The sequence below is a fragment of the Desulfobacterales bacterium genome, from assembly GCA_029211065.1.
Lineage (GTDB): Bacteria > Desulfobacterota > Desulfobacteria > Desulfobacterales > JARGFK01 > JARGFK01.
In genome coordinates this window covers 1-25,932 of sequence record JARGFK010000034.1, presented here as the reverse complement: position 1 = coordinate 25,932, position 25,932 = coordinate 1, and the positions used below count along the sequence as shown (strand labels likewise).

Genomic DNA, 25,932 nt, shown 5'->3' with positions numbered 1-25,932 from the left:
GTCAGTTGTCCGTAGCAAATTCCTTTAGAAGGTGAAAGTGACGAGTAACGAGTGACAAGTGACAAGGATCAGACGCCCGGTTTTTTCTCGTCACTCGTCACTATTCACTTGTCACTTTATAAATTTGATAAACCTTCAGCCTTCAGTCTATCCACCTTCAGCCCAATTGCCTTTTCCTGGCCCCTGAACCCCGACCCCTGGATCCTGTTATTTGATCTCCATCCAGTCGGTGAGTTTCTTGCCCTTTCCGTCCGCTTCGCATTGAACCAGGAAAACTTCCTTCATGCCCTGCCGGGACATGGGATCTTTGGGATCAAAGGGTTTGTAGCTGATGCTTCCGCCGATTCCCTTAAAATTGGAAAGTCCCTCCATGGTCTGCACCAGTTTCTCCCGTGTCAGATCCCGGCCGACACGCTTGAGACCCTCCACCAGCGGTTCGGCAAAGAGGATCCCGGCATAGTAGAATAATCCCCAGCGTTCGTCCTTGGCGGCAAATTTATCAAAAGCTTCCTTTTTATACTTCTGCAACAGCGGATCGGTTGAATCCGGCAATTCGCCGAACGTGGCCGCAATCACGCCGGCCCACAGGCCTTTACTGATATGGATCATGAGGGGAAAGTCCGAGCAGGTGCTGGTGCTCATAAATTGCGGTTTAAACTGCATGGCGGCGCTGGTTCCCACAAGCCGAACCGCATGACTGACGCTGGTCCATAAAAGAACCACATCGGCGTCGGAATTTTTCAGCTCCATTACATGGGGTTTTACGTCCGTATCGGTTATTTCCACCGGAACACTGGCCACCAGCTTCAGCCCCAGGCGGGCCAGTTCTTCCGTGGCCCCCTGCAGTCCATTCTTGCCGTAATCATCGTTCTGATAGGCCATGGCGATCCGCTTTTTACCCAGATTGTTGACGGCATAGCGGCACAGGGCCTGGGCTTCGATGTAATAGAGGGGGTAGACCGCAAACAGATTTTTTTGCGGCGGGGTAATCCAGTGCTGGGAACCGGCCGATGGACCCACCCACGGGATTTTGCGCTCCATCAGATAGTCCTTTACTGCCAGCCCGGGGGCGGTGCCGACACCGGAAACCCAGGCGAACATGCCCGTGCCTTCCTGCAACTCCTTGACACCGGCCATGGTCTTGGCCGGGTTATAGGCATCGTCAAACATGTGGTGAATCAGCTTGCGGCCGTGAATGCCGCCCTGGTCATTGATCATTTTAAAGTAAGCATCGGTGCCCCTGGCCACCGACCCCCAGGCCGCGGCCGGACCTGTTTGGGGCCCCCACTGGCCGATGTGAATTTCGGTATCGGTCACGCCTTCTTCGGCGACCGCGGCAACGCCTAACCCGGCGATCATGGCCACAACCAACAGTATCACCCAAAGTTTCTTTTTCATGGCTGCACTCCTTTCCTGATAAGTGGTTAAGAATGTAAAGGACCATTATAACAATACGTCAGGGCTTAAACCTTTTTAGTATAATGCCGCGCGAAAAGCCCGCTGGGTTTAAAACAAAGCACCAAGACGATAATGACAAAGGCCACGATGGATTTGAACTCAATGGACACATAACCCCCGAACAGGTTTTCGATTATCCCCAGCAGATAAGCGCCGAAAACCGACCCCGGCAAAGAGGTCATGCCGCCCATCACCGCCGCTGCAAAGCCCTTGAGCATCGGATCCCACATCATGTACGGGTGTAGAATAACCGGGGCGATCAAAAGCCCGGCGCAGCAACCCACTAGGGAGGAGATGCCCCAGGTGATCATCAAGATCCGGTTGGTGCGGATTCCCATGATACGTGCGGCCGTGAGGTTTTGCTGGGTCGCTTTCATGGCAACTCCCAACTTGGAAAACCGGAAGAATAGAAAGAGGGTCAGCATCAGGACCAGGGCGACCAGCAGCGTCAGTAATTCCAGCTTGCTGATGAAAATCTTGCCCATGGCAAGGCTGTCGTATGGTGAAATCGGAAAGGGCATGGATTTATGATCGGCGCCGAATTTCCAGGAGACAACGCCCATCAGTATCATCTCCAGCCCGATGGTGATGATGATCATCCCCAAGACCGTGGGCTCCTTGGCGCGCCGCAGGATCGTGAATTCAAGTAAAAATCCCAAGAGAACGGAAAAGACGAGGGTAATGGGAATTGTCAGGTAAAAGGGGATCTGGTGGTATTCCAGCAGCATAAATGTAAAAAATGATGACAGCAGCGCCATTTCCCCCTGGGCGAAATTTACGACCTCGGAGGTTTTGTAGATGATTACCATGGCAAGCCCCATGAGGGCGTAAGAACTTCCCACGGCAATTCCACTGACAATCATTTGCAAAAAGTCGATCATGTTGCTCCTTAGAACGGCCAGGTTTTCCAGTATTTTTTCGTTCGTATCCAGAACCCGAATATTCCATAGGGCTCAAACAGCATGATCAGCACCATTATCAGCCCGAAAATGATAAATTGAATGTTGGACACCCCGGTAATGGAAAAGTAGCTTTTGGATAATGCTTCCAGCCAGTCTCCAACATAGGGGATGCTCAGGATGTTGCGCAGCTGCAGATCCAGCCAGCTGAGCAGGCAGGCGCCGGTAATGGCGCCGAAGATGGAGCCCAACCCCCCCACGACAACCATGGCCAGAAAAAGAATGGACATGAGCAGGGTAAAAATTTCCGGTTCGATAAACCGCAGGACAAAGGCATACAGTCCGCCGGCGATGCCGGCATAAAAAGCGCTGACCGCAAAGGCCATGGATTTATAAAGCATCAGGTTGACCCCGATGGTTTCCGCAGCGATATCGGCATCGCGGATAGCGATAAATGCCCGACCGACGCGGGTTTTTACCAGGTTTCTGGCACCCAGGGCAAGTATGACCGTTAGGGTCATCAACAGATAGTAAAAGTCGCGGTCGGAATCGAGATGCCACGGACCGATCCATAATTCAGGGGCGTGCAGACCCTGCCGGCCGCCGAAAAGATTGATTCTGCCGATGACCTGGGTAATGGTCAACCCGAAACCGAGGGTGGCAATGGAAAGATAGGGCCCCTCCAGCCGCAGGGCCGGCAGCCCCAGCAGCAGGCCGAAAAGCGCCGCCACCAGCGCCGCCGCCGGCAGGGCAACCAGAAAGGGGAGGTGCAGTTTGGTCATGAATATAAGCGTACCGTATGCACCGATGGCGAAAAAGCCGGCATGTCCGAGGGATATCTGGCCGGTATAGCCCACTAAAAGATTGAGGCCGATGGCGACGATCACATTAATCGCCATGTAGTTGGCCACATAAACGTAATAGTTTTTAAATAAAAAAGGGAATGCGGCCAGGAAAACAATCAACAAGCCAAACCAGAAGACGGCAACCCCGGAGGTAAACAGTTGCACATCTTCATAATAGTCCCGTTTCATGTCCATGGCCAACGTCTCCTACATAAGATTTTCAAAAAGAAAAAGTTTCGCCGAAAACGTAAATATGAACGATTGGGAATTAAAAGCGAGGGTCTTGTCCTTTATAGAAAGAACGGATTGAAATGTCAATGGGATATCTGCCGGCGGCAGCATGGATTTAAGGCGGGTTCTATAAATCTTTTCTTCTTTTTTCTTCGCTGCGGATTTCACGGCGCAGCAGTTTGCCGACTTTTGATTTGGGAAGCATGTCGCGAAATTCGATGTACTGGGGGACCTTGTAGGAAACCAATGTCCGGCGGCACCACTTGAGGAGATCATATCCGGTGATTCCCTTGATGTCTTCTTTTAAAACCACATAAGCCTTGATTCGCTCTCCGACCTTCTCGTCCGGCACGCCCACCACACAGGTGCTGATAACGGCCGGGTGTTCCTGGAGCACGGCTTCGATCTCCGAGGCGGAAACCCGGTAGCCTTTGTGTTTGATGGTGTCTACCGTGCGGTCCACAAAAAACAGGTTGCCGGCTTCGTCCATAGTCATGATGTCCGCGGTACGATACCAGCGGCAGCCATCCTGCTCAATAAAAGACGATTGGGTTTCCTCGGGTTTGTTCAAGTAGGCCGACACCATGTGTTCGGAATGAACGATCAATTCTCCGGGATCTCCCGGGGCCACCGGTTCCAGGAAGGCCGGGTCAACGATTTTAACCCGCTTGCTCGCCACAATTTTGCCGACGCTTTTGGGCGGGTTGTCGCAGTCCGCGGGGCACATGGACACGCCGCCGCAGGTCTCGGTGGCGCCGTACCCCTGGTAGATGCATTTGCCGAATTTTTCAAACCAGCGTTTGCCGACCTCAACCGGCAGAACGTCGCCGGCGCTGTACCAGTATACAACGGAGCTGAGGTCATATTGATCCAGGCGAACATGTTCCAGCATCATGCGATACAGGGTGGGGACGCCTATCATCGTTTTGGCTTTAAACCGCCGGATGGCCTCAAAGGTCGCATCCAGGTTGATCTTTGGCTGAATCAACAGCGTCCCGCCCACCAGAAGGGTTGCCAGGCTGCAGGTCTGTCCCAGAATATGAAACAGGGGCGCGTTGCCGAAAATTATGTTTTGCGCCACCGGCACGAGGGGTTCGCTGACACGGATTTGCTCCAGGGCCGACACCAAAAACAGGTCATGGGTAATGGGGACGCCTTTGGGGAATTTGGTGGTTCCGCCCGTGTAGAGAATCTCGGCCGCTGCCTGGCCGTCGGGAGGGATATGCGGGGGAGTTACGTCCTTGTATTTGGACAACAGTTTGCGGATCGAATGGGTTTTTTCATCCCGGGCCACTTTGCCGGTGGGGGCAACATCAAAGAGTGTTCCGAAAAACCGCTTCCACCAGGGGAGCAGGCCGGTCATGCGGGCGACGATGATCCGTTTTAAACTGGTTGAGGCCATCACATTTTGAACGTAACCGTAGTTGGCGTCGGCGCAGATGATGGTTTCGGCGTTGCAATCCGTGGCGATATAGTTCAAGTCATGGGGGGTGTAGATGGGGGTGATCGGTACACAAACAGCACCGGCGCGCAGCGCCCCAAGCCAGGCGACAACCCACTGGATGCTGTTGGGAAGGTAAATAATCACCTTTTCCCGGGGGGCCACGCCCAGATCGATCAGCGCAGCTGCGAATCTTTCGGAAAGGTCCTTTACCCGGGCATAGCTGAAACGGGTTCCCAGATAGATGACGGCCGTGGCCGTCGATCGTTCGGCCGCCATCCTTTCAAAGGTCGTGTATATGTTGCGTTCGATATTTTCCTGCATGGACTAAACCCCGAAATAGGCTGCCTTTATTTCCGGATTGTTCATCAGCTCCGTTCCCGTTCCACTTAACGTCAGCATGCCGTTTTCGACGACGTAGCCCCGATCGATGATGGGCAGGACGGGTCTGGCGAACTGCTCACAGATGACCACCGTAATTCCGGAAGTTTCTTTCAGTCTGACAATGGCATCGACAACGGCCTTTTGCAGGAGCGGGCTCAGACCCAGCAGCGGCTCATCCAGCAGCAGCAGCTTGGGACGAACCACCAGGGCCATGCTGATGGCCAGCATCTGCTGCTCTCCCCCGCTTAAAAAACCGGCTTTTCTTTTTTGCAGTTTTTTAAGGGCGGGAAAGAGTTCAAAGGCGTAATCGATGGACTCGGCGATTTCGTGTTTTTTTCTCAGGTATCCGGCGATTTTGAAATTCTCCAGAACGCTGCTTTCCGGAAAGACCGGATGCCGTTCCCTGGAGAGCACGATCCCTTTGCGTACCCGGACGTCCGGGGGAAGCTCGGTTATCTCTTCACCGTTGTACGTTACCGAGCCGTATACGGTAATGCGCTCACCGCCCTTGCGCTTTTCCTTGATCCGCATATCAATGATGAGTCCTGAAACGGTGTTCATCAGAGTGGTCTTTCCGGCACTGTTGGGCCCGATGACCCCCACAATTTCATCCTTGTGGACGGTCATGCTCAACCCGTTTACCGCCAGGGCGTTTTCAAAGAATACCATTAAGTTTTCGATAACCAGCACGGCGATACCGTTTCTTTCTTCGCAAACGTAAAGTTGTTAAAACTATCTATTTATAATTGAATTAAAAACCTAATTAACCAGATGTCCGTGGTCAATTGTCAGTTGAAAATTTATATTTTTCCTCCAGCCTAAAGATAATTCTGAGGCTGGAAATAACTCAAGTCACGCTATCTCAGTTACGGACAACAGACAACCCACAACGGACATTGATATCGCTTTGCTCGATTGGGGTCTTAATAAAATGATAGCGCGAAGTCTGTAAGTTAAGATAACGTACTATTATTCACTCCCCAAATAAGCGCTTTTGACCGCGTCCTGCTCCATGACATCCTTGGGCGCTCCGTCGGCGATTTTCTCCCCGTAGTTCATGACCAGGACGCGATCAGCGATCCTAAACAGCTCCTTCAGGCGGTGCTCGATCATAATGATGGTTTTGCCCTGATGCCGGAGCTTTTCAATGATCGGAACCATACCGGCGACTTCGGCCAGACTGAGTCCCGAGAAAAGCTCATCGAGAATGATCAGATCCGGTTGCAGGGCGATGGCTTTTGCCAGTTCCAGGCGCTTGAGATATCCTTGGGGGAGGGCGCCGGCCGGTTTGTAGGCAACAAACGCATCGCGTTCAAAACCGACCTCCTCCAGCAAGTCCAGGGCTACGGCGTTCCGATCTCCATACTTGCCGCCCACAAGTTTCTTCACCCGCGGCGAATACAAAGGAATGATCATGTTTTTGTACGCCGGCAACTGGTAAAAGGGACGTACCATCTGAAAGGTACGGGCGATTCCCAGCCGCACAATTTCAAATGGGGCCAGGTGCTGAATCGGCCGGCCTTTGTACAGGACCTTGCCTTTGCTGGGCTTAACAAAGCGGGTAATCAGGTTGGCCAGCGTGGTTTTGCCGGATCCGTTGGGACCGATTACTCCCAAAAGTTCGCCTTCATAAAGGTCAAAATTGACCAAGTGTACCGCCTGAACCCCTCCAAAGGACTTGCATAACTCCATAACCTGCAAAAGCGGCGTCCGGTTCATTATTCAACCTCGACCCATCGTTCAAATTGATGATATTTTCGCTGGATGTAATGAAAAATGCCTTCGGGCAGGGCCACGATGAAGACGACCAGAAATATTCCGTAAAAAACAATGCGCAGCCCTCCGATGCCTCTCAGCAGTTCCGACAGGGGTACCAGTATGGCGGCGCCCAGGGTCGCACCGGCAAAGCTTCCAGGGCCGCCGACAACTGCGGCGGCAATGGGAAGAATAGAGTAGTCCAGCGCAAAGACCGGCATACCGGTGAACAGGTACACATGGGTCATGCACGCTCCGGAAAAAGCGCCCACGGTACTGGCCAGGAAAAGCGCCTGGGCTTTAAACCAGTATATGTTGATGCCGGCATTGGTCACGGAACGATCATTGTCACAGATCCCTTTCAGCACCAGCCCGTAATCCGACGCCATCATGCGCCTGAATCCGAACAAGAGGCAGAGTAGAACAATGATAACCAGATACAGTTCTACCCATTTTGACGGCAGCGGGGTCATGCCGGTCAACCCTTCGGTTCCGCCAAAGATACGGGTTGCCTCGATAATGCGCACCAGCATGAGCGGGATGACCAGGGTAACCATGGAAAAATAGATTCCCCGAAGCCGCAGCACCGGCAATAGCAACAGGGTGCTGGCTGCGCCGCCCAGTATGGATGCCAGCGGGATGGCAACCAGGGGCGTTAGCCCGAAATAGTGATCGGCGATACCCGAAAGATAGGCGCCCATACCGAAAAAGAGGGCCTGGCCCAGAGATATCATTCCGCTCTGGGCCAGCAAATCCCAGCTGATCGCCAGGAGGGCAAAAACCGCCAGAGAAATGAACACTTTCTGCCAGTATACGCTCAATAAGGGCGGAAGGAGCAGAAAAACGATGATGGGCAGAAGCCGCGGGAGGGCCAGATAAAGCATCTCACGCCAGGAACAGAGGGTGAAGACGTCTCCGGAACGGGCTTTAATTCCCCGATCGATGCGTTCTTTGCGCTTTTTCAATCCGTCTAAATCCTTTCCTCTAGTTCTTTTTGCTTTCCGAACAGACCGGACGGCTTGATCACCAGGACCAGCAGGATCGCCATCAGGCTGATAATCATGGTCCAGTGGCTGCCGATGTAAGTGTCTGTGAAACGTTCAGCAAAACCGATGACGAAGCCGGCCACAATGACGCCGCCGCTGCTGCCGAGCCCCCCGATGATGCAGACGGCCAGGGCCTTAATGAGCACATCATAGCCTTCGGCCGGAGCGATGCTTCCCAGGGGGAAGATGATGGTGGCGGCGATGGCGGCCAGGCCGGCCCCCAAAGACATGCTCAGGGTGGCGATGCGGTCCGAGTCGATCCCGAACGTTAACGCCGTGCGTTCGTCCTGGGCAATGCCGCGAAAGGCCAGACCGATTGACGTATGATGCGTGAACAGCCACAGGCCCAAGACCAGAACCAGACCGATGCCCACGATAAAAAGCCGCTGGGCGTCCACGTAAGTTCCGGCAATCAGGAAGCTGTGGTCTATAAAGACCGGAAGGGTATATTCAAAACCGACCAGGCCGAAGTAGCTGAACAGTTCCACAATCGCCAGGCCGATGCCGAACGTGGCGATAACTTCAGACAGGGCCTGCCCGCGGACCCTCACCAGTACCAGGCGGTATATCAGGCCGCCGAGGAGCGCCGTCAGCAGGATTGAAATCATCACAGATAGTAAATACGGCATTTTCAGCAGGTTCAAGAGAATCCAGCTTGTATAGGCGGAAAGCACGTAAAGGGCGCCGTAGGCAAAATTGGCAACACCGCTGATGCCGAAGGTGAGATTAAAGCCCATCGCCAGCATAATGAGTATAAAACTGTTGATGACGGCGTAGATGATCGTACCGATAAACATGAACAAACTCCATCGCAGGGTCGGACCCAAGCGACCGCCGGCACCATCAGAGGCCGGCGGCCGCCGGAGTAAGGCAGGCTATTTTAAAGATTTAAGCCCCTTGGGGAGTTGAATTTTGCCTTCGGCAATCGTTTCGGGAAAGACAATGACCCGCCGGCCGTTGTCGTTCCATTGAAAAACGGTCGACACGCTGGCTTCCTGGGGATCAAAGGCGTAGACCACCTGATGTCCTGCATCGAATTTGACGCGGCCCATCACGCCGTTGCGGTCGGTCTTTTCCAGTTCAGCCACGATTGCGTCCGGATCGAGACTTCCCGCCCGCTCTATGGCCTCCTTGAGGATATAGACCGATTCATAGGAGGGGGCCGGGCCGTGGCCGGCCTGGATTTCTTTGCCGTATTTTTTCATGTAGTTATCGTAGAAATCTTTGGACGGCGGGTGTTTGTCGGAACCGATTCCGCTGCCCAGTTCGAAAATCGTGTTGGTGGCGCCGCCGATTTTTCCGTCAAACGTATTCCATGCGCCCGAACCGGCCAAAGGTGAAATAAACCCGGAAAGAATAGCAGGGACCTTCATGGCGTTCCACTGTTTGACCAGGGTGCCGCTCTGGGGCATATCAAAAACCGGCATGATGACTTGCGCCCCCTGGGACCGGATCTTCATTAAGGCGGAAGAAAAATCGGACGTGCCGGTGGGATAGCTTTCCAGTCCCACGACGGTCCACCCGGCCGTGTCGAAATAAAGTTTTTTTACAAGCTCGGCGGTGGCCCGGGCCCAGGCCACGTCCTGGTGCATGATATAGACCTTGTTGAATCCGAATTCCTTGTTGATCAGTCCCATGGTCCCGGAAAGATATTTGACCAGATGGACCGCGTTCAAGCAGGTCCGAAAAACATACTTGTACTTTGCCGGATCTTCCTGGATCTTTTTCTCGGACCCCGGCGACATGGCGATGGTGCCCAGCAGGGGGACCTTATATTTTGCAATAATGTCCATGCCGGCCATCAGGGCCTCGGAGCGAAAGGGACCCACCACGAGGGCCGCGGGCTTTTTTTCCAGAATTATCTTTTCAAGACCCAAAAGCGCTTCGGGAACCGGAACGCCGGGGGCTGCATCACGCAGGTCGATGGACTCGACTTTAAAGGGCTTTTTTGAAGCTCCCACCTTGACGCCGCCGGCAGCGTTAATTTCATCCACCGCCATCTCAACCGCGCTTAAAGACTCTTTGCCCTCCAGAAATCCCAGAGAGGTTGGGATACCGATAACAATCGGCTCCTGGGCATTGCCGACGCTGCTTAAAACAGAACAGACCAGTACGATTGAAAATAAGAAACCCAACAACCTTACATGCATTTTCATGAGCGTTCTCCTTTTTTTGTATGCTTCGGTAAAGTGTGAGGGAATTCACGTTTTAAAAATGAACAAGTATGTTGCAATAAAAGGAATGCGCCTGCAATCAGAAGCGTGCAGTCTATAATGTGCGCTGTTTATTATAAGTTCTATTGTGAAGAGGCCCCAATAGTTCTTGAGAACAATGAATATTTTTACTGGATGCTATGGTCTTCATAAATGTCAATTCCATCTGTTTTTGTCAAGAAGAATTAACTCTACAAAGTGTCACCTGAATGAGCGTTCCAGATTATAAAAAAACAATTTTGTTATATATTCAGTGGAACCTATCGATCTCTTAGCCGATCAGCCAGCCGCGACAGGCGTCGGCGGGGCTTGTCGTTTGCCAGGGCCAGCTGGAGCGCTTTGGTCGAACCGACGAGCACGACCACCTTCTCTCCCCGGGTCATGGCCGTGTACAGCAGGTTGCGTTGCAGCAGCGGAAAGTGCTGTGTGGTGAGGGGCACAATCACGGCAGGATATTCGGAACCCTGGGATTTGTGAACGGAGATGGCATATGCCAGGGCGAGTTCATCCATTTCGCTCATTTCGTAGGGCACACTTCTACCGTCATAATCCACCGACAGCAGGCCGTTTTTCCTATCCATGGCGGTGATGACGCCGATGTCACCGTTAAAGACATCCTTTTGGTAGTTGTTTTTCAAATGCATGACCTTATCGCCGGGTCGAAACGTGCTGCCCATGTTTTCAATGCCGGCGGGGTTCGGATTTAAAACTTTTTGCAGGACCTGATTCAGGTTGATGATTCCGGCGGCCCCTTTGTGCATCGGGCTTAAAACCTGAATGTCGTTGAAGGGGTCCAGGGAAAACCGTTGCGGAATGATTCGGGTAGTCAGCTCAACAATGGCGTCAACCACTTTTTGGGGATGAGGTTCTTCCAGAAAACAGAATTCTGAAACCGCGGCGGGGTCCGTCAGGGCTGTCAGATCCAGGGGGTTTCCCTGGCGGACCCTGTGGGCGTTCATAATAATGGGACTTTCTTGCGACTGCCGGAAAATCTGGTTGAGGTAATATGCCGGAATTCTGGCTGAGGAAATGATATCGGCGAGCACATTGCCGGGACCCACCGGCGGCAGCTGGAAAATATCTCCCACCAGAACCAGGTGGGCCGTAAGCGGCATGGCCCGCAGCAGATGGAACATCAGGAGCGTATCCACCATTGAAGCTTCGTCGACAATTAAGGCGTCTGCCTCAAGGGGGTAGTCCGGATTTCTGTCGAAATGCCCGGTTTCAAAATTATATCCCAATGCCTTGTGAATGGTCCAGGCCTCCCTGCGGGTGATCTCCGACAGGCGCCGGGCCGCCCGGCCGGTTGGCGCAGTCAGCAGTACCTGTTTGGACAGCGTTTCAAATATGGCATTGACGGACCGTATCAGGGTCGTTTTGCCGGTTCCAGGGCCGCCGGTTATGACCACCGCCCGACGGGAAAGGATTGCTTCCAGGGCGTTGAGTTGTTCGGTCGAAAGCTTGATGGTCAGTTTTTTCTGGACGGCATGCAGAATATTTTCAGCATCAATGCCAACCGGTGGAACCGGAACCGACAGCAGGGCCTTCAATCGGGCTGCCAGGCCGGTTTCGGCCAGGTGAAGTGTTTTAAGGAATACGGCGGCGGTGTTATCTTCCCCGGCAGCTTCTAAAACAAGCTCCTGGGAAGCGACCATGGCGCTGACGGCGGCTGCGGCGGCATCCGGGGTAACGTTGAAAAGCTGCAGAGACTGTTCCTGGAGGCGTTCCTGGCTTATAAACATATGACCGTCTTTTACGGATTGCGCTATGAGATGGCGGACACAGGCTTGGATGCGCTCCGGTTCGGTTTCCGCCATTCCCAAATTCTGTGCAACCGCATCCGCCATAAAAAAACTGATGCCGCCGATGTCATGGGCCAGACGATATGGGTTGGCGCGAATGATTTCCATGGCTTCGCCACCGTATGCCTTAATGATTTTGGCGCAAAAAGCATTTTTAAGACCGACGGTCTGTAAAAACTGCATTAAGCTGTCGATGACGTGATGGTCGTTCCAGGCTTTGGCGATAATTTCGGCAGTTGCTTTGCCGATACCGTCCACTTCACATAATTTTTGCGGATGTTGCGCGATGATGTCGAGGGTATCGGGTCCAAAACGGTCCACCAGTCGTCGTGCAGTGACCGGACCGATACCCTTGATGATACCCGATTCCAGATATATTCGAATGTCTTCGGAAGCGTCCGGCAGGACCGTGGCGTATGAAGAAACTTTAAACTGCTGGCCGAAACGGGGATGGGTCTCCCATGTTCCGGTGATTTTCAGCGTTTCGCCGGGGCGCAGCGTCGCCATGAAGCCGACAATCGTTACCGGGTTTTGGGACTGGTGGGGTTTTAAAACTGCGATGGTATAATGGTTTTCCGGATTAAAAAAAGTGATCCGTTCCAGCCGTCCTTCAAGCGTGCTCTGGGTCATGAGCTATTATCCAGCTTGCAGCGTCATCGAGGTCAGCGGCTACATAATCAGGCAATATGTTTTTTCGGGTTAAAATCGTTTCAGCTTCAGCGCCGTTGCCGGTTTGCACCAAGATTGCATAACCGCACCCGGCATTTCGAGCGCACTCGACATCCTTGGCGCTGTCGCCCACCATATAAGCGCTTTTTATATCAAGGGCATAACGGCTTTGGGCCTGGTGTATCAGTCCCGGTTTGGGTTTGCGGCAGCTGCAGTGATCATCGGGGGTATGGGGGCAGAAAAAAATATCGTATACTTTGCCGCCGTTGGCGTTGACGGCCGAACGCATATTGGAATGCATGAATTCCAAATCTTTAATCGGGATCATCCCGCGGTTGACAGCCGATTGGTTGGTAATGACAATGATGGTAAACCCTTTTTGTGTCAGCCGCTTTAAGGCCCCCAGGCTGCCGGGCAAAAAATCGAATTCGGACCAGCTTTTGATGTAATCGGGCGAATCCCGGTTGATCACGCCGTCGCGGTCGAGGAAGACAACCTTGTGAGGCTTTTGTTTGGCGGTTTTGCGGCTTTGCATAATTCTTAATATTTCTTCCCTTGGATAAATAGGAAAAAGGGTTCAGGTGTCAGAATTAAATAGTCACTCCAGCCCCGCATCAAGTGCGGGATAAACTGCGGAGGGGGCCCAGAAAAATGATAACTGGATTCCCGCCTGCGAGGGAATGACGGACTTACTTATTTCAAGAACAGTCAGGAATAATTTACACCAAAAATCTGGGACGCGACACGAACGCTCCTGATCCCCGGCCCCCGACACCTTTATTTCAGGTCTTCGGCAACGGCGAATGCGTCCTTAAAGCCTTCCTTGATCATAACGGCTTCATATTCGTCCGCCTGTTGCAGGGTTGTGCAGAGGCCCACGCGGACGCGGTAAAAAGTCTCTTTGCCGGTGTCATAGACGGTGATATGCGCATTTTTAAATTTTTGATCCAGCTTGTTTTTAAGCCGTTCGGCGTTGTTGCGGTCCCTGAAGGCGCCGACCTGGATCGTAAAGTTGCCGGAGTAATAATCCACCGGCAGATACATGCCGCCCGGTTTGCCGGCCGACTCCGGCGTCACCCTGGTTCCCAGGGCAACGACTTCAACCGGGGCCGTCCCCGGTCCGACCACCTCGAGGGTTCGGGCCGCACTGTAAGACAGATCAATGATGCGGCCGCGCACAAACGGCCCCCGGTCGTTAATCCGGACCTGCGTTACACGGTTGTTGGATAGATTGGTTACCTGCACATATGTGCCCAGGGGCAAAGTTTTGTGGGCGGCGGTCATGGCATGCATATCATAAATTTCACCGTTGGATGTTTTTTTGCCATGGAAATCTTCACCATACCAGGAAGCGATGCCGCGCTGGCTGAAATATTTGGCGTGGGGCAAGGGCTGATACCATTTTCCCAGGACTTTATAAGGTTTGGGATAGCCTGTCGGGGCCGGCGGCGGCGGTGGCGGTTCAACCGTTGCACAACCGTAGCCAAGTGTCAGCAGGAGAACCCAAACGACAGCCGGCCGGCGATAGCGTGAGATGTAACACTTTAACGAGCTCAGGTGGTGGGAGTGGGGGTTAGATTTTTTTGGGATATAGTTCATTTAAAACCATTGAATGTCTAAAATTACAATTTCCAAAAACCAAATTACAAACAATACTCAAATTCCAATGTTCAATGAGCAAAACTTTCAAGGACGACATATTGTTTAAATTTTCGAATTTCGGTCATTTGAATTTTCCCTTCGACCCGGCTCAGGGCGGTGAGCCGGCCGAACCGTTAGATATTTGGAATATAACATTAGGAATTTCAATAAGTGAATGAAATTCTAATAAAGCAAATCCCCCTGGGCATAACCAATGCCGGCCCCTTCGAGTTGGTTATTTATTAAGGGCGATTTTCAGCACATCCATCATTTTTTCAACAAAGTGAAACTTGATATCCTTTTGGACCTTTTTGGGGATTTCGTAAAGATCCTTTTCATTCCATTTAGGTAAAATCAGCGTTTTAATCCCGGCCCGGTGGGCGGCAAGAATTTTTTCCTTAACCCCGCCGACCGGCAGCACTTGGCCGCGCAGCGTTATTTCACCGGTCATGGCAAGGTCTTTTCGAATGGTTTTATGCGTCAAGAGCGAGGACAGGGCCGTCAGCATGGTCACCCCGGCAGAGGGTCCGTCCTTGGGAATGGCGCCTGCCGGTACATGGACGTGAATGTCGTACTTGTCGAAAAAATCTTCATCGATGCCGAGTGTTACAGCGTTTGTCCGGATAAAGCTTAAAGCGGCAGTGACGGATTCTTTCATGACGTCGCCCAACTGACCGGTCAAGGTAAGTCCTTTTTTGCCTTTCATGGCGGTGGCTTCAATAAACAGAAGTTCTCCGCCTGCCGGGGTCCAGGCCAAGCCCATGGCCACGCCCGGAGTCGAAACCCGGGACCTGGCTTCGTTGGACAGGCGCACCGGCCCCAGATACTTGAACAGGTTGACGATTTTGATGGTTACGGACTTGGCTTCGCCGGCGGCGACCTTACTGGCAACGCCGCGACAGACGTTGGCGATTTCGCGTTCCAGGTTACGCAGACCGGCTTCACGGGTATAGCCGGAAATCATCTGTTTGACCGCGGCTTTGGTAAAGTTGATCTGACCGGCCTTTAAACCGTGGGCCTTTCGCCGGCGCGGAATCAGGTAGCGATTTGCGATCTTGATCTTTTCGTCTTCGGTGTACCCCAGAAGCTCCAGCACTTCCATCCGGTCCCGCAGGGCCGGCGGGATGGTATCGAGAATATTGGCCGTTGTGATAAACATGACTTTCGACAAGTCAAAGGAAACATCCAGATAATGGTCTGAAAAGGAAAAGTTCTGTTCCGGATCCAGCACTTCCAGCAGGGCGGATGAAGGATCCCCCCTGAAATCGCTGCCGACTTTGTCGATTTCATCCAGCATGAAAACCGGATTGTTTGATTCGGCCCGGCGAAGACCTTGAACAATTCGCCCGGGCAGCGCACCGACATAAGTGCGGCGATGGCCGCGGATTTCAGCCTCATCCCGGACGCCTCCCAGTGAAATCCGAATAAATTTCCGTCCCAATGCCCGGGCGATGGATTGCCCCAGGGACGTCTTGCCGGTGCCGGGGGGGCCGGCAAAGCACAAAATGGGTCCTTTGGACTCCGGTTTGAGTTTGCGCACCGCTAAAAATTCGACGATCCGTTTTTTGGCCTTTTCCAATCCAAAATGGTCTTCATCAAGGATTTTTCGTGCCTTCTTGATATCGAGATTATCCACGGTACTATCATTCCAGGGTAGCGATGTCAGCCAATCCAGGTAGGTTAACGCCACCGTGTATTCGGCCGAAGAAGGGTGCATGCGGGAAAGCCGGCTGATTTCACGCTCTGCTTCTTTCAGTGCTTCCTGGGGTAGATTCTTTTCCTTTAACTTGGCCTTGTATTCGTCCAATTCAACCGAGGGTTCGTCCTTTTCGCCCAGTTCTTCCTTTATCGCTTCCAGCTGCTGGCGCAGATAATATTCGCGCTGGCGTTTATCCATGTCCCCTTTCACCTGAGACTGGATTTTGTGCCCCAATTCAAGAATTTCCAGTTGATAATTGAGCAGGCGGGTAACTTCTTGCAAGCGGTCTTTGACATCATTGGTTTCAAGAATCTTCTGCTTTTCTTCAAGGGAGGAGTTGATGGTGGAAGCAATCATGTCCGCCAGTATGCCGGGCTCTTTGATGGTTTTGGCCATTGCAGCTATTTCCGGGGGCAATCCCGGGGACAATTCCACAATTTTTGTAAACTGGCTGAGGATGTTCGATACCAGGGCCTGGGATTCTTTGTCTTTGGGTTGTGTTTCCCGGATATGCTCAATCCGCGCTTTTAAGTAAGGTTTGCTCTCTACAAACTCGGCGGCTTTGAACCGGCCGAGCCCCTGAACCAGCAATTGGGTCCTATTGTCCTCTGTTTTGGCCATTTTGAGTATCAAGGCGCTGGTACCGATGGTGTATAAATCATCCTGGGGAAGTTTGCTTTTCTCTTCAGGCTTTTTTGATACCAGCAGCCCAATCATCCGGTCCTTTGACATGGCTTCATCAACCAGCCGGACCGACTCACCCTGCATCACCATCAACGGCAATACCATTTTGGGAAACAAGGCCGCATCAAAAAGCGGCATAATCGGAAGGATGTCCGGCAGTTTTTCAGCATCAATATCGGTGAACGGTTTTGGATCAGTCATGATACCTCCAAAGGTAAATTCAAGCAATGTATCGTAAATGGGGGGTTGTCATATTCATCAGCGCATGTCCGGCAGCAGCACCAAAAATCCATCATCCATCCGAGATGGGGATCTTGTGGGTTTTGTCCAGTTGAAGCTTGGCCAGGCGAATCTGAAGAAAACCATTGGAGTAGGCGGTAGACACCACTTCGGTGTCAATGGGCGCCGGCAGATATAAAATGCGTTCAAACCTGCCATACTGAATTTCAGCCAACCGATACGTGCCGCTGTCAACCCGGGGAAGCTCGGAACGGTGTCCGTAAATCCTAACGGCTTTCCCGCTGATCTCCACTTCGAGATTTTCCTTATCCACTCCGGCAATTTCAGCCCGGATAATGATTTCTTCGACTGTTTCATAAATATCCATTTGAGGTTTCCAGGACCGCTCGGATAGGGTGAACATCGGTTTCATGGAGCGGAAGATTTCCTCAAAGGATTTATCCAACTCGGAACTCAAATCTTCAAAATCATTAGAAAAACGTATTTTAATAAAGTCCATTTGCCTTGCTCCTGCCTGTTTTAGCGATTCTATCGGTTGAAAAAAACGTTCAGTTTCGCCGCCGGACAAATTTGTTTTGTTGGGCAAAAACTCGCAATTAACACGCTTAACCATTAGACCCGAACCGGGTGCAATGTTCAATTTTCCGAGCAAATTGTTGCGGATGCGATATTTTTTGGGTGGCGCAATTGGGTTAAAAAATTAACATTCCCGGCAGGTTTTGTAAAGAAAAGAAATCAATATCAAATTGCGATTTTAGCCTAAATGCCGTATGACCGGGGTATGCTGAAAGCCTTTAACCCCTCCGGAAGATTCATCATCGGTGCACAGTATTTCGTCTATTTTGGCGTGATGGGGATATTCCTGCCCTATTTTAATCTATACTGTTACCACCTTGGATTTAATGGGCTTCAAATCGGTGCACTGTCGGCCCTGCGTTCGATGGCGTTGATTGTGTTTCCGCTGTTGTGGAGCGGCCTGGCCGACCGATACCAGAAACGGCGCGCCATCTATGTCGGCTGCAACCTGGTGAGCGCTGCGTTGTGGTCTTTCTATCTGTTCACCGTCGATTTCTGGTTTATGCTGATGATAACCATGTTTTATGGAATATTTTACGCACCGATTATTTCCTTTCTGGAAGCATTCAGCATGGAAGTCCTTGGTCATGAAAAAAACAGCTATGGAAAAGTGCGCGCCTGGGGATCCATCAGTTTTATTTTGGTCGTTGTGGGGATCGGCAAAATCATCGACCTGTATTCGATCCAGATCATTATCGTGCTGATATTCGCCGGATCCGCTCTGATGGCAGCCATTTCAGTCCGTGTTCCGGCGGTGCGCAAGCATCAGGGAAAATCTTTCCGTAAACAGGTCGACGCATTTCTAAACCGACGGGTCCTGGTTTTCCTGATTTGCGGTTTTTTGATGCTGGTCAGTCACGGGGCCTATTACGGCTTTTTTTCCATTCATCTTGAAAAACTGGGTTACGGCAGCACTTTCATCGGAGCAAGCTGGGCCCTGGCATCGACAGCCGAAATTTTGGTGATGATCGCCTCGAATCGGATATTCAGGCGATTTTCACTGGTCAATGTGCTTTTTTTCTCATTTATGGCAGCTGCCATTCGATGGTTGACACTTTGCTATGTTCAGTCACCGCTGCTGATTTTAGTGACCCAGGTATTGCACGCATTTAGTTATGGAACCTTTCATATGGCCAGTATTCTTTATATTGATCTGCTGACGCCGATTGAAAATAAAACAATGGGTCAGGCGGTCAATAACGCGGTTTCATACGGAACCGGGTTGATGGTTGGTTTTTTGATAAGCGGGTATCTATATGAACGAATGGAAACAGCCGGTCTTTTTTTAATCAGCAGCTTGATTGCGGCGGCCGGGGGGGTGCTGATGAAAAGGTTTGCTATAAAGGAAAACCACAGGGAATTAATACGCTAATGAGGCAATCAACCCGCCCACTTGTCTTTACTCCCCTTTAAGCGGAAAAAGGAGATGACGCAGCCAGCCCAGGATCGAGTTGTTCCGCAACATGTCTCTGTCAAACTGATCAAAATCCTTAAACAGCTTGGCCGGATCTGAATAAAAATGCGCCCGGGTTGTGATCTCTTCCCGGGGGTCCAACTCTTTGACGACCTTTGCCGGGTTTCCGGCGGCAATGGTGTTGGGGGGCACGGAATCCACAACAATTGCGCCGGCGCCGATAATACTGTTTTCACCGATGGTGACCCCTTTGCAGATAATGACGCTGTCGCCGATCCAAACATTTTTTTCAATCCGCACCGGGGCTGTTCTGCCGATGGCGACCCGGTTGTAAATATCGTGCCAGTCCGCATCGGTTATGTAGACGCTGCTGGCCAGCATGCAGTTGTCGGCAATGGTGATTTCAGCGGCGGAGCCAAGCCGGACGCCCGGGCAGATTAAACTGTAATTTCCGATGGTGATGCGGCCCAGGCCTTTTTTTTGAGACCAGATCGAAAGCCTGATTTTTTTATCGGGAGTGGCCACCACCATGGCATAGTCGCCGATTTCAATGGGCGCGCCGAAGATGTCCACGTGCCAGGGCTTGATGAAAAGGCAGCCCTTTCCCAGGGATTCCAGCTGCGGCTCTATAAATCGGCGGGTGTAAAACTGCTGAAACCCCAGATGTAATTTTTTGATAAAATAGGGGCGATGATCTCTTCGCATATCATAAATCAATTGTTTGCCAGAACCGGTGATTGAACAACTGGCCGGCCGGTGTCAGGTTATACAGGGCATCGGCTGCCATCAGTACGACCGCGTTGGTCCAGGTGGTTTTGTCTTCGGGCCAGATCACCAGGTCCGGAAAAGTAAAGCCGCACCAGTAGGAACCGTCTTCATAGGTTTTATCACAAATCCAGCTGAACACGATTTTGGCAAGACCCGGGTTTCCCATGGCGGAAAGTGCGAGTGACAGTTCCGAGGTTTCCGCCACCGTCACCCAGGGCCGGTCGGATACACAGCGGACACCCTGGCCGTTGATGACGAATTTTTTCCAATACTGATCGATTCGGCGCTGGGCCGCGGAAAGTGTAAAAATACCGCAAAGGACCGGGTAGTACCAGTCCATGGCGTAGCGCGATTTGGTCATGTTAAACAGGTGCGGGCGGGTGCAAATGGCTGTTTCGAGTTTTTTCAGCGCTGCTTTCCAGGCCGGCTGATGGCGGCCCAACTGGTTTGCAATCACCAGGGCACACCGCAGGCTCATACAAATGGAGCTTGATCCCGCCAGCAGCGCCATGGTGTCGATCTTTCCTTCCGGGCTGATCGCCCAATAAATCTCACCTTCGGTTGCCTGCATCCGCAGAACAAATTCCATGGCGGCAGAGACCGTTTCCCACATATCGTTTAAAAAGGAAATATCACCGGTTGCCAGGTAGAAATGCAACAGGCCGACGGCAACATAGGCGGACATGTTGGTGTCCAGGGTGGTGTCTTCCGGAATGCCGTCTTTATAGGCGGCGTACCAGCAGCCCTCCTTGAGCTGGGTGCTCGCAAGCCACCTGAATGCCATGCGGGCCTCCCGGTGGTACCCGGCGATACAGAGCCCCATGGCAGCTTCAACATGATCCCAGGGATCTGTTTTTAATCCCTTGCTCCAGGGGATTTCACCATTTTCCCTTTGGGCTTTAACAATCATGGCGGCGGCAAAGTCGATGTCAAGTGGAAGGATTTCCCGGTAGGGCGAGGTTTTGGTTATCGAAGTGCCTATATCTTTCATCATTATTAGCGAAAATCCGTTTGTTGAAGGTTAGATCGGCTGAGTTTCATGAAACCGTTTCAATCCATACTTTGGATTCCGGCGGCATGCAAGTACAATTTTGTTACACCTGTAACGATGTTGACCCGGCGAAGCGCTCCTGATAGGATATACCTGCTCGGGTGATCAAGGGGCAAAATTCCAGGGATCGGAAGTTAGGTTTTGGGTGACAGCGGAAAATTTTATTTTATAGATTCAGGGCGGGTTATGAAAAAATATATCCGGTTCGCCGGATTTGCTTTTTTTATGATTATTCTGGCAGGCTGCCGGTTGCAACGCGAAGTGCTCATTGAAGGCAACACCATGGGCACCACCTATCATATTAAGATTGTCGCCGGGTATTTTGATCGAATCTCCGACCTGAAGGAAAAAATCGATCGACGCCTGCAGGAAGTCAATGACAGCATGTCGATTTACAAGGCCGATAGCGAAATCAGCCGGTTTAACGCGATTCAAAATACGGAAGAGCGCTTTGCCGTTTCCGAGGACTTTTTTAACGTCACCAAAGCGGCTGAAAAATTGTATCGCCTGACAAACGGCGCCTGGGACGGCACGATAAAACCGCTGGTGGATTTGTGGGGCTTTGGCAGCCCGTCGGCTCAAAAAAAGATTCCCGCAAAACAACATATCGATTGGTTGCTGATCGATGTGGGTTTCCGCCACATTGAAATTTCGGACAGCCGGCATATTCGAAAAAAAAAACGCTCGCTGTCGCTGGATTTAAACTCGATTGCCAAGGGCTATGCGGTTGACCGGGTCGCAGCCGTGATCAAAGAAAACGGCATTGAGAACTTTCTGGTGGAAGTCGGGGGTGAAGTATATGCGTCCGGTACTAAAAAAAACAGACAACCCTGGCGGATCGGCATTAATCGACCGCAAAAAGACGCGTCCCCCAGCCAGGTTTACCGGGTGGTTACCCTGGAAAACTTAGCCTTGGCAACCAGTGGCGATTACCGCAATTTTTTTGAAATCGAGGGGCGGCGCTATTCCCATGTGCTGGATCCCCGGACCGGGCACCCGGTCCGCAATTCAGTAGTCAGTGCTTCCGTCATGGCGCAAACCTGCACATTTGCGGATGGACTGGCAACCGCCCTGATGGTCTTGGGTCCTGACAAAGGTATTGAACTGGTTGAGCGTCTTGAAAATGTTGAGGCCATGATCGTTGTCCAGCAGGCAGATGGGCGCCTGGCGGATTATTTCTCAAGGGGTTTTAACCCGGTTAAGGTACTACCATGAAATTATATTTGGCAAGTCTGGGCTGCGCCCGAAATCTGGTGGATAGCGAGGTCATGCTGGGCCGGCTGAAGCATTCCGGCTGGACCATTACCACAGAGCCGGCTGAAGCCGAGACCATCATCGTCAATACCTGCAGCTTTATCGAGTCTGCCGTCAATGAATCCATCGATACCATCCTGGCGCTGGCAGCGCAAAAAAAAAGCGGGAACTGCCGCAAGCTGATAGTCGCCGGCTGCCTCCCGGAAAGGTACCGGGAAGATATTGTCGGGGCGCTGCCGGAGGTCGATATATTTATGGGCACCGGCGCCTATGACAAAATTATTCAGGCGGTCGACGGGACCCTGAGAACACCGGGATGTATTTTGCCGGACCCGAATTTATCCCTTCTGCAGACGCATGATCTTCCCAGGGTTCAAAGCAGCACGCATATGGCCTATATCAAAATCGCCGAGGGATGCGACCGCCATTGTACCTATTGCATTATTCCGACGCTCCGGGGGAAGCAAAAAAGTCGCCCGCCCGGATCGATTGCGGCTGAAGCCCTTCGCCTGATATCATCCGGTGTTAAAGAGCTGATTTTGGTGGCACAGGACACCACGGCCTATGGGCGGGATTTAAATCCGCCGACAGATTTAAGCTGTTTGCTGGAAGAACTTGCAGCGCTGTCGGATCAGACATGGTTCCGGGTGCTGTACGGACATCCGGAAAGTATCCGGCCGGCCATGATCCAAACCGTTGCAGATCACCCGAATATATGCTCATATTTCGACATCCCCATTCAACATGCCGATCCGAAAGTTTTAAAACGGATGGGGCGACAATATACCGGGAACGATCTCAAACGGCTTTATGAAAAAATTCGAACCCTTTGTCCGGACGCTGCCCTTCGGACCACCGTTATCGTCGGGTTTCCGGGTGAAACGGACAGGGCCTTCAGGGAGTTGATGGATTTTGTCAACCATGTTCGGTTTGACCACTTGGGGGTATTCACCTATTCTGATTCTGAAGACCTCCCTTCCCACAGGCTTTCCGGCCATGTTTCAGCCCAGAAAGCCCAGGACCGCATGGACCAGCTGATGTCCTTACAGGCCGAAATTTCTTACAGAAACAACTGCAAACACGTCGGCAAGACCTATCAGGTCCTGGTCGAAAAAAAGGAGGGAGGGAAAACATTTATCGGCCGCACCGCTTTTCAGGCGCCTGAGGTTGACGGCATCACCACCCTTCGCGGCGGGGGGGTGAAGACGGGCTGCTTTTGCAGCGTCAAAATAATCGACGCCCAGGATTATGACCTGACCGGAGAGGCAATATGAGCGATATAAAACAGAAAATTTTGGACAGGGCCGAAAATGATCTTGTTGAAATTGAAAACGCCCTGACAAATAATTTAAGACCGCATCTTGACCTGGTCGCCCGAACGGCAAAGCACATTCTATTCAGCGGCGGCAAACGGTTAAGGCCATTGCTGATGGTTCTTTCGGCACGGCTGTGCGGCTATCATGGCGATTATGACAAGACCTTTTCGTGTGTATTTGAATACCTTCATGCCGCCACCCTTTTGCACGATGATCTGGTCGACGGTGCTGAATTCCGGCGGGGCAGTCCGGTCGCCCACACGAAATGGGGCAACGCGGTTGCGGTTTTGACAGGTGATTATCTGCTGGCGCGCGCGCTTTCCATTACCGCGGCGACCGGATCGCTGAAAAGCATCAAGATCATTGCAGAAATTACGGAACATATGTCCCAGGGCGAGATCCAGCAGTTAATCAATAAAGGCGATTTGAACCTTTCAGAAGAGGACTATCTGACGGTTATTTACCGCAAGACCGCCGTGCTCATAGAGGGGGCCTGCCGGGTGGGCGCTATATTCGCCGGCGCTCCGGAGAAGGAGGAGCAGGCCCTTTCCGTTTACGGTCGGCATCTCGGTCTGGCTTTTCAAATGGTCGATGACCTGCTTGACTATACCGCTGATACAAACGCACTGGGTAAAAAAACCGGTGCTGATTTAAGGGAAGGCAAACTGACATTACCTCTTATTTATGCATATTCAAAGGCCGGAACTGATGATCGCGCCTTTATTGAAAAGGTTTTGAACCAAAAAAAATTTTCTGTTCAAGTCTTTGAAAAGATGATAAATATATTAAAAAAATATAAGGGGCTTGATTACACTTATCAAGCAGCTGCCCAGAAGGTTTTGGCCGCGAAAGAGGCTCTGTCCGTGTTTGGCGCAACAGAGACCAGGGACCTCCTGTTAGATATTGCCGATTATGCGCTGATTAGAAAAAACTGATGTACTGAGGGCGGCGCCTCCTTTTTTATCTGTGAGCCCTTTAATACAACTCCATATTATATGGGGAAACATAGGAATATTTCAAGGTGAAAAACAACATGGCTTTTTTTGCAGTCTCCCCTAAGAGATGCATAGGGGTAATCCTGGCGGTGGGTGTGATGCTCAGCAGCCTGTCGGTTTTTGCTGAAGCGCCGCCGACAACAAAAACTTTAACGGTTATGGGTACCGGTTTGATCCGGGGTGAAAATGTCGAGGCCGCCCGTGACCAGGCCATCTCCAGCAGTCTGGATGGGGCGGTGGGCCGAATGGTGGTGTCTGAAATCCCCCTGGAGACGCTGCTGAAAAATTTTCAGCCCATCAACCGGCTGGTTCATACCCATAGGGATAAATTTATTCAGGATTACAAGGTTTTAACGGAAACCAAAGCGGGTCAGATATACAGTGTATTGGCACAAATCACCGTTTCACTGGCCAGTTTGGAAGAACAGTTATTGGGCGCCGGGATTATGTTCGGCCGGAAAGCGTTGCCTAAAATTCTGTTTGTTGTCGCAGAAAAAAACCGCAGCGACATGCCGCCCCAGTACTGGTGGGGGCAAACCATTGCGGCGGGCAAAGGTTTTGCGGAAAGCAAGGCGGCGGAAGCAATGAAACAAAAGGGCTTTACCATCATCGAACCGGCAGCAATGGACGCTTGGCAGGATATCGGTATGGACCTGAACAAACCCGATTTGAGCAACCCGGAGGCAATTGAACTGGGGCGTCGGCTGCAGGCGGAAGTCGTCATCATCGGCCGGTCCATTGTTCATCTGATTCCCAACACGATGAGGGGAAATGTCAAATCCTACCAGGGCATGGTAACGGCCCGGGCGGTTCGGCTGGATACCGGCGAAGAAATTGCGGCTTCCATGCAGACGGCGGTTACGGCAAGCGCCGATGAGTTTGCAGGGGTCAGAGCGGCCTTCTCTAAGGCGGGGGCCCAGGCAGGAACAGATCTGGCTTCTCAGATTCTGAGCGTCTGGCATAAAGAATTGAGCCAGCCGACCCTGGTGGAGGTTGTCATTCAAGGCAGCAGCAACCTGTTGTATTTTGAAAGGTTTCGCCAGGCCCTGATGGAGCTGCAAGGGGTCAGGGGCCTTCAAATAAAGGAAATGCGGCCGGATGAAATAAGGCTGATAATTGATTTTGAGGGAAACGGCGAAAAGCTTGCCGCCATCCTGATGCTGAAAGCATATGGCGCATTCGGGATTAACATAACCGAAATCGCGTTGAATCATTTGAAAATTCAGTTGATACCCAGATAGTCGCCTTAACGCGAACTTGGATCTGGCGACGTTTTCAAAGAACTCCAGCAATTCTCGGTCATTTTGTAAAGTGCCGATTGATGGGACTTGGGAAGCAATCGGCAAACTATTTTTCGTAAAGCCAGAAGTGGCGCTGACCATGCAGACCAGTACCCACCCCCACCCCAAAAACACCACAACATATAGTAATTATTTATAAAAATAAAAAACTAGGCTTTTGCATCTAGATGTTGTATAGCCTCTGCAAAGACACTGATTATGTAGGGGCTAACACCGTTGCACACCAAAAAACACTTGGGGTTTAAAGCGC

General features: G+C 51.7%; 21 protein-coding genes. 5 read left to right on the top strand and 16 right to left on the bottom strand.

Translation table 11 applies throughout. From position 1 onward, the window contains the following. Positions 1-207 precede the first annotated feature (207 nt). The 14 genes from P1P89_09555 to P1P89_09490 all read right to left on the bottom strand — a co-directional run bounded on the left by P1P89_09555 (position 208) and on the right by P1P89_09490 (position 17,506). Positions 208-1,398 (bottom strand): ABC transporter substrate-binding protein, encoded by a 1,191-nt coding sequence (locus tag P1P89_09555; GenBank protein MDF1591745.1) that lies wholly within the window; start codon positions 1,396-1,398, stop codon positions 208-210. Positions 1,399-1,463: 65 nt separating this feature from the next. Then, complete coding sequence (locus P1P89_09550; GenBank protein ID MDF1591744.1) at positions 1,464-2,339, bottom strand: branched-chain amino acid ABC transporter permease; 876 nt, start codon at positions 2,337-2,339, stop codon at positions 1,464-1,466. Positions 2,340-2,347: 8 nt separating this feature from the next. Beyond that, positions 2,348-3,397, bottom strand: coding sequence for a branched-chain amino acid ABC transporter permease (locus P1P89_09545; protein ID MDF1591743.1), 1,050 nt, complete (start codon positions 3,395-3,397; stop codon positions 2,348-2,350). A 163-nt stretch (positions 3,398-3,560) separates the two neighbouring features. Continuing rightward, positions 3,561-5,198 (bottom strand): class I adenylate-forming enzyme family protein, encoded by a 1,638-nt coding sequence (locus P1P89_09540; GenBank protein ID MDF1591742.1) that lies wholly within the window; start codon positions 5,196-5,198, stop codon positions 3,561-3,563. Between the two features lie 3 nt (positions 5,199-5,201). Next, entirely contained in the window at positions 5,202-5,948 is a 747-nt protein-coding gene (locus P1P89_09535; protein MDF1591741.1) for an ATP-binding cassette domain-containing protein, read from the bottom strand. Positions 5,949-6,227: 279 nt separating this feature from the next. Next, positions 6,228-6,977: an ATP-binding cassette domain-containing protein gene (locus P1P89_09530; protein MDF1591740.1), complete on the bottom strand. Its 750-nt coding sequence runs from the start codon at positions 6,975-6,977 to the stop codon at positions 6,228-6,230. Next, on the bottom strand, positions 6,977-7,978 hold the full coding sequence (locus P1P89_09525) for a branched-chain amino acid ABC transporter permease (protein ID MDF1591739.1): 1,002 nt from the start codon (positions 7,976-7,978) through the stop codon (positions 6,977-6,979). The genes P1P89_09530 and P1P89_09525 overlap by 1 nt, the downstream gene beginning before the upstream one ends. 5 nt (positions 7,979-7,983) lie before the next feature. Then, the gene (locus P1P89_09520; GenBank protein ID MDF1591738.1) at positions 7,984-8,856 is read right to left on the bottom strand and encodes a branched-chain amino acid ABC transporter permease; all 873 of its coding nucleotides are present in this window, start codon (positions 8,854-8,856) and stop codon (positions 7,984-7,986) included. A gap of 78 nt (positions 8,857-8,934) precedes the next feature. Beyond that, on the bottom strand, positions 8,935-10,215 hold the full coding sequence (locus tag P1P89_09515; protein MDF1591737.1) for an ABC transporter substrate-binding protein: 1,281 nt from the start codon (positions 10,213-10,215) through the stop codon (positions 8,935-8,937). A gap of 317 nt (positions 10,216-10,532) precedes the next feature. Further along, positions 10,533-12,704, bottom strand: coding sequence for an ATP-dependent RecD-like DNA helicase (locus P1P89_09510; protein MDF1591736.1), 2,172 nt, complete (start codon positions 12,702-12,704; stop codon positions 10,533-10,535). Next, positions 12,685-13,278: a D-glycero-beta-D-manno-heptose 1,7-bisphosphate 7-phosphatase gene (gene gmhB / locus P1P89_09505; GenBank protein MDF1591735.1), complete on the bottom strand. Its 594-nt coding sequence runs from the start codon at positions 13,276-13,278 to the stop codon at positions 12,685-12,687. The genes P1P89_09510 and gmhB overlap by 20 nt, the downstream gene beginning before the upstream one ends. Positions 13,279-13,520: 242 nt before the next feature. Beyond that, on the bottom strand, positions 13,521-14,342 hold the full coding sequence (locus P1P89_09500; protein ID MDF1591734.1) for a septal ring lytic transglycosylase RlpA family protein: 822 nt from the start codon (positions 14,340-14,342) through the stop codon (positions 13,521-13,523). A gap of 277 nt (positions 14,343-14,619) precedes the next feature. Continuing rightward, the gene (gene lon / locus P1P89_09495; protein ID MDF1591733.1) at positions 14,620-16,968 is read right to left on the bottom strand and encodes an endopeptidase La; all 2,349 of its coding nucleotides are present in this window, start codon (positions 16,966-16,968) and stop codon (positions 14,620-14,622) included. Between the two features lie 91 nt (positions 16,969-17,059). Continuing rightward, positions 17,060-17,506, bottom strand: coding sequence for an Hsp20/alpha crystallin family protein (locus P1P89_09490; protein ID MDF1591732.1), 447 nt, complete (start codon positions 17,504-17,506; stop codon positions 17,060-17,062). 282 nt (positions 17,507-17,788) lie between these two features. Here P1P89_09490 and P1P89_09485 point away from each other — a divergent pair, with 282 nt between their 5' ends. Beyond that, entirely contained in the window at positions 17,789-18,955 is a 1,167-nt protein-coding gene (locus tag P1P89_09485; protein MDF1591731.1) for an MFS transporter, read from the top strand. 27 nt (positions 18,956-18,982) lie between these two features. On the opposite strand, the gene P1P89_09480 is transcribed toward P1P89_09485, so the two are convergent. Further along, positions 18,983-19,702, bottom strand: a complete 720-nt coding sequence (locus P1P89_09480; protein MDF1591730.1) for an acyltransferase — start codon at positions 19,700-19,702, stop codon at positions 18,983-18,985. A gap of 1 nt (position 19,703) precedes the next feature. Beyond that, complete coding sequence (locus P1P89_09475) at positions 19,704-20,759, bottom strand: phenyltransferase domain-containing protein (protein MDF1591729.1); 1,056 nt, start codon at positions 20,757-20,759, stop codon at positions 19,704-19,706. A 243-nt stretch (positions 20,760-21,002) separates the two neighbouring features. Here P1P89_09475 and P1P89_09470 point away from each other — a divergent pair, with 243 nt between their 5' ends. The 4 genes from P1P89_09470 (at position 21,003) to P1P89_09455 (ending at position 25,622) form a co-directional block, all read left to right on the top strand. Then, complete coding sequence (locus P1P89_09470) at positions 21,003-22,031, top strand: FAD:protein FMN transferase (GenBank protein MDF1591728.1); 1,029 nt, start codon at positions 21,003-21,005, stop codon at positions 22,029-22,031. Beyond that, complete coding sequence (gene rimO / locus P1P89_09465) at positions 22,028-23,344, top strand: 30S ribosomal protein S12 methylthiotransferase RimO (GenBank protein MDF1591727.1); 1,317 nt, start codon at positions 22,028-22,030, stop codon at positions 23,342-23,344. The genes P1P89_09470 and rimO overlap by 4 nt, the downstream gene beginning before the upstream one ends. Further along, a complete protein-coding gene (locus P1P89_09460) occupies positions 23,341-24,321 on the top strand; it encodes a polyprenyl synthetase family protein (protein ID MDF1591726.1) in 981 nt (326 codons plus the stop codon). The genes rimO and P1P89_09460 overlap by 4 nt, the downstream gene beginning before the upstream one ends. Positions 24,322-24,419: 98 nt before the next feature. Continuing rightward, positions 24,420-25,622 carry a hypothetical protein gene (locus P1P89_09455; GenBank protein MDF1591725.1) on the top strand — a complete coding sequence of 401 codons (1,203 nt, stop codon included), beginning with the start codon at positions 24,420-24,422 and terminating at the stop codon, positions 25,620-25,622. The last annotated feature ends 310 nt before the right edge of the window (positions 25,623-25,932 follow it).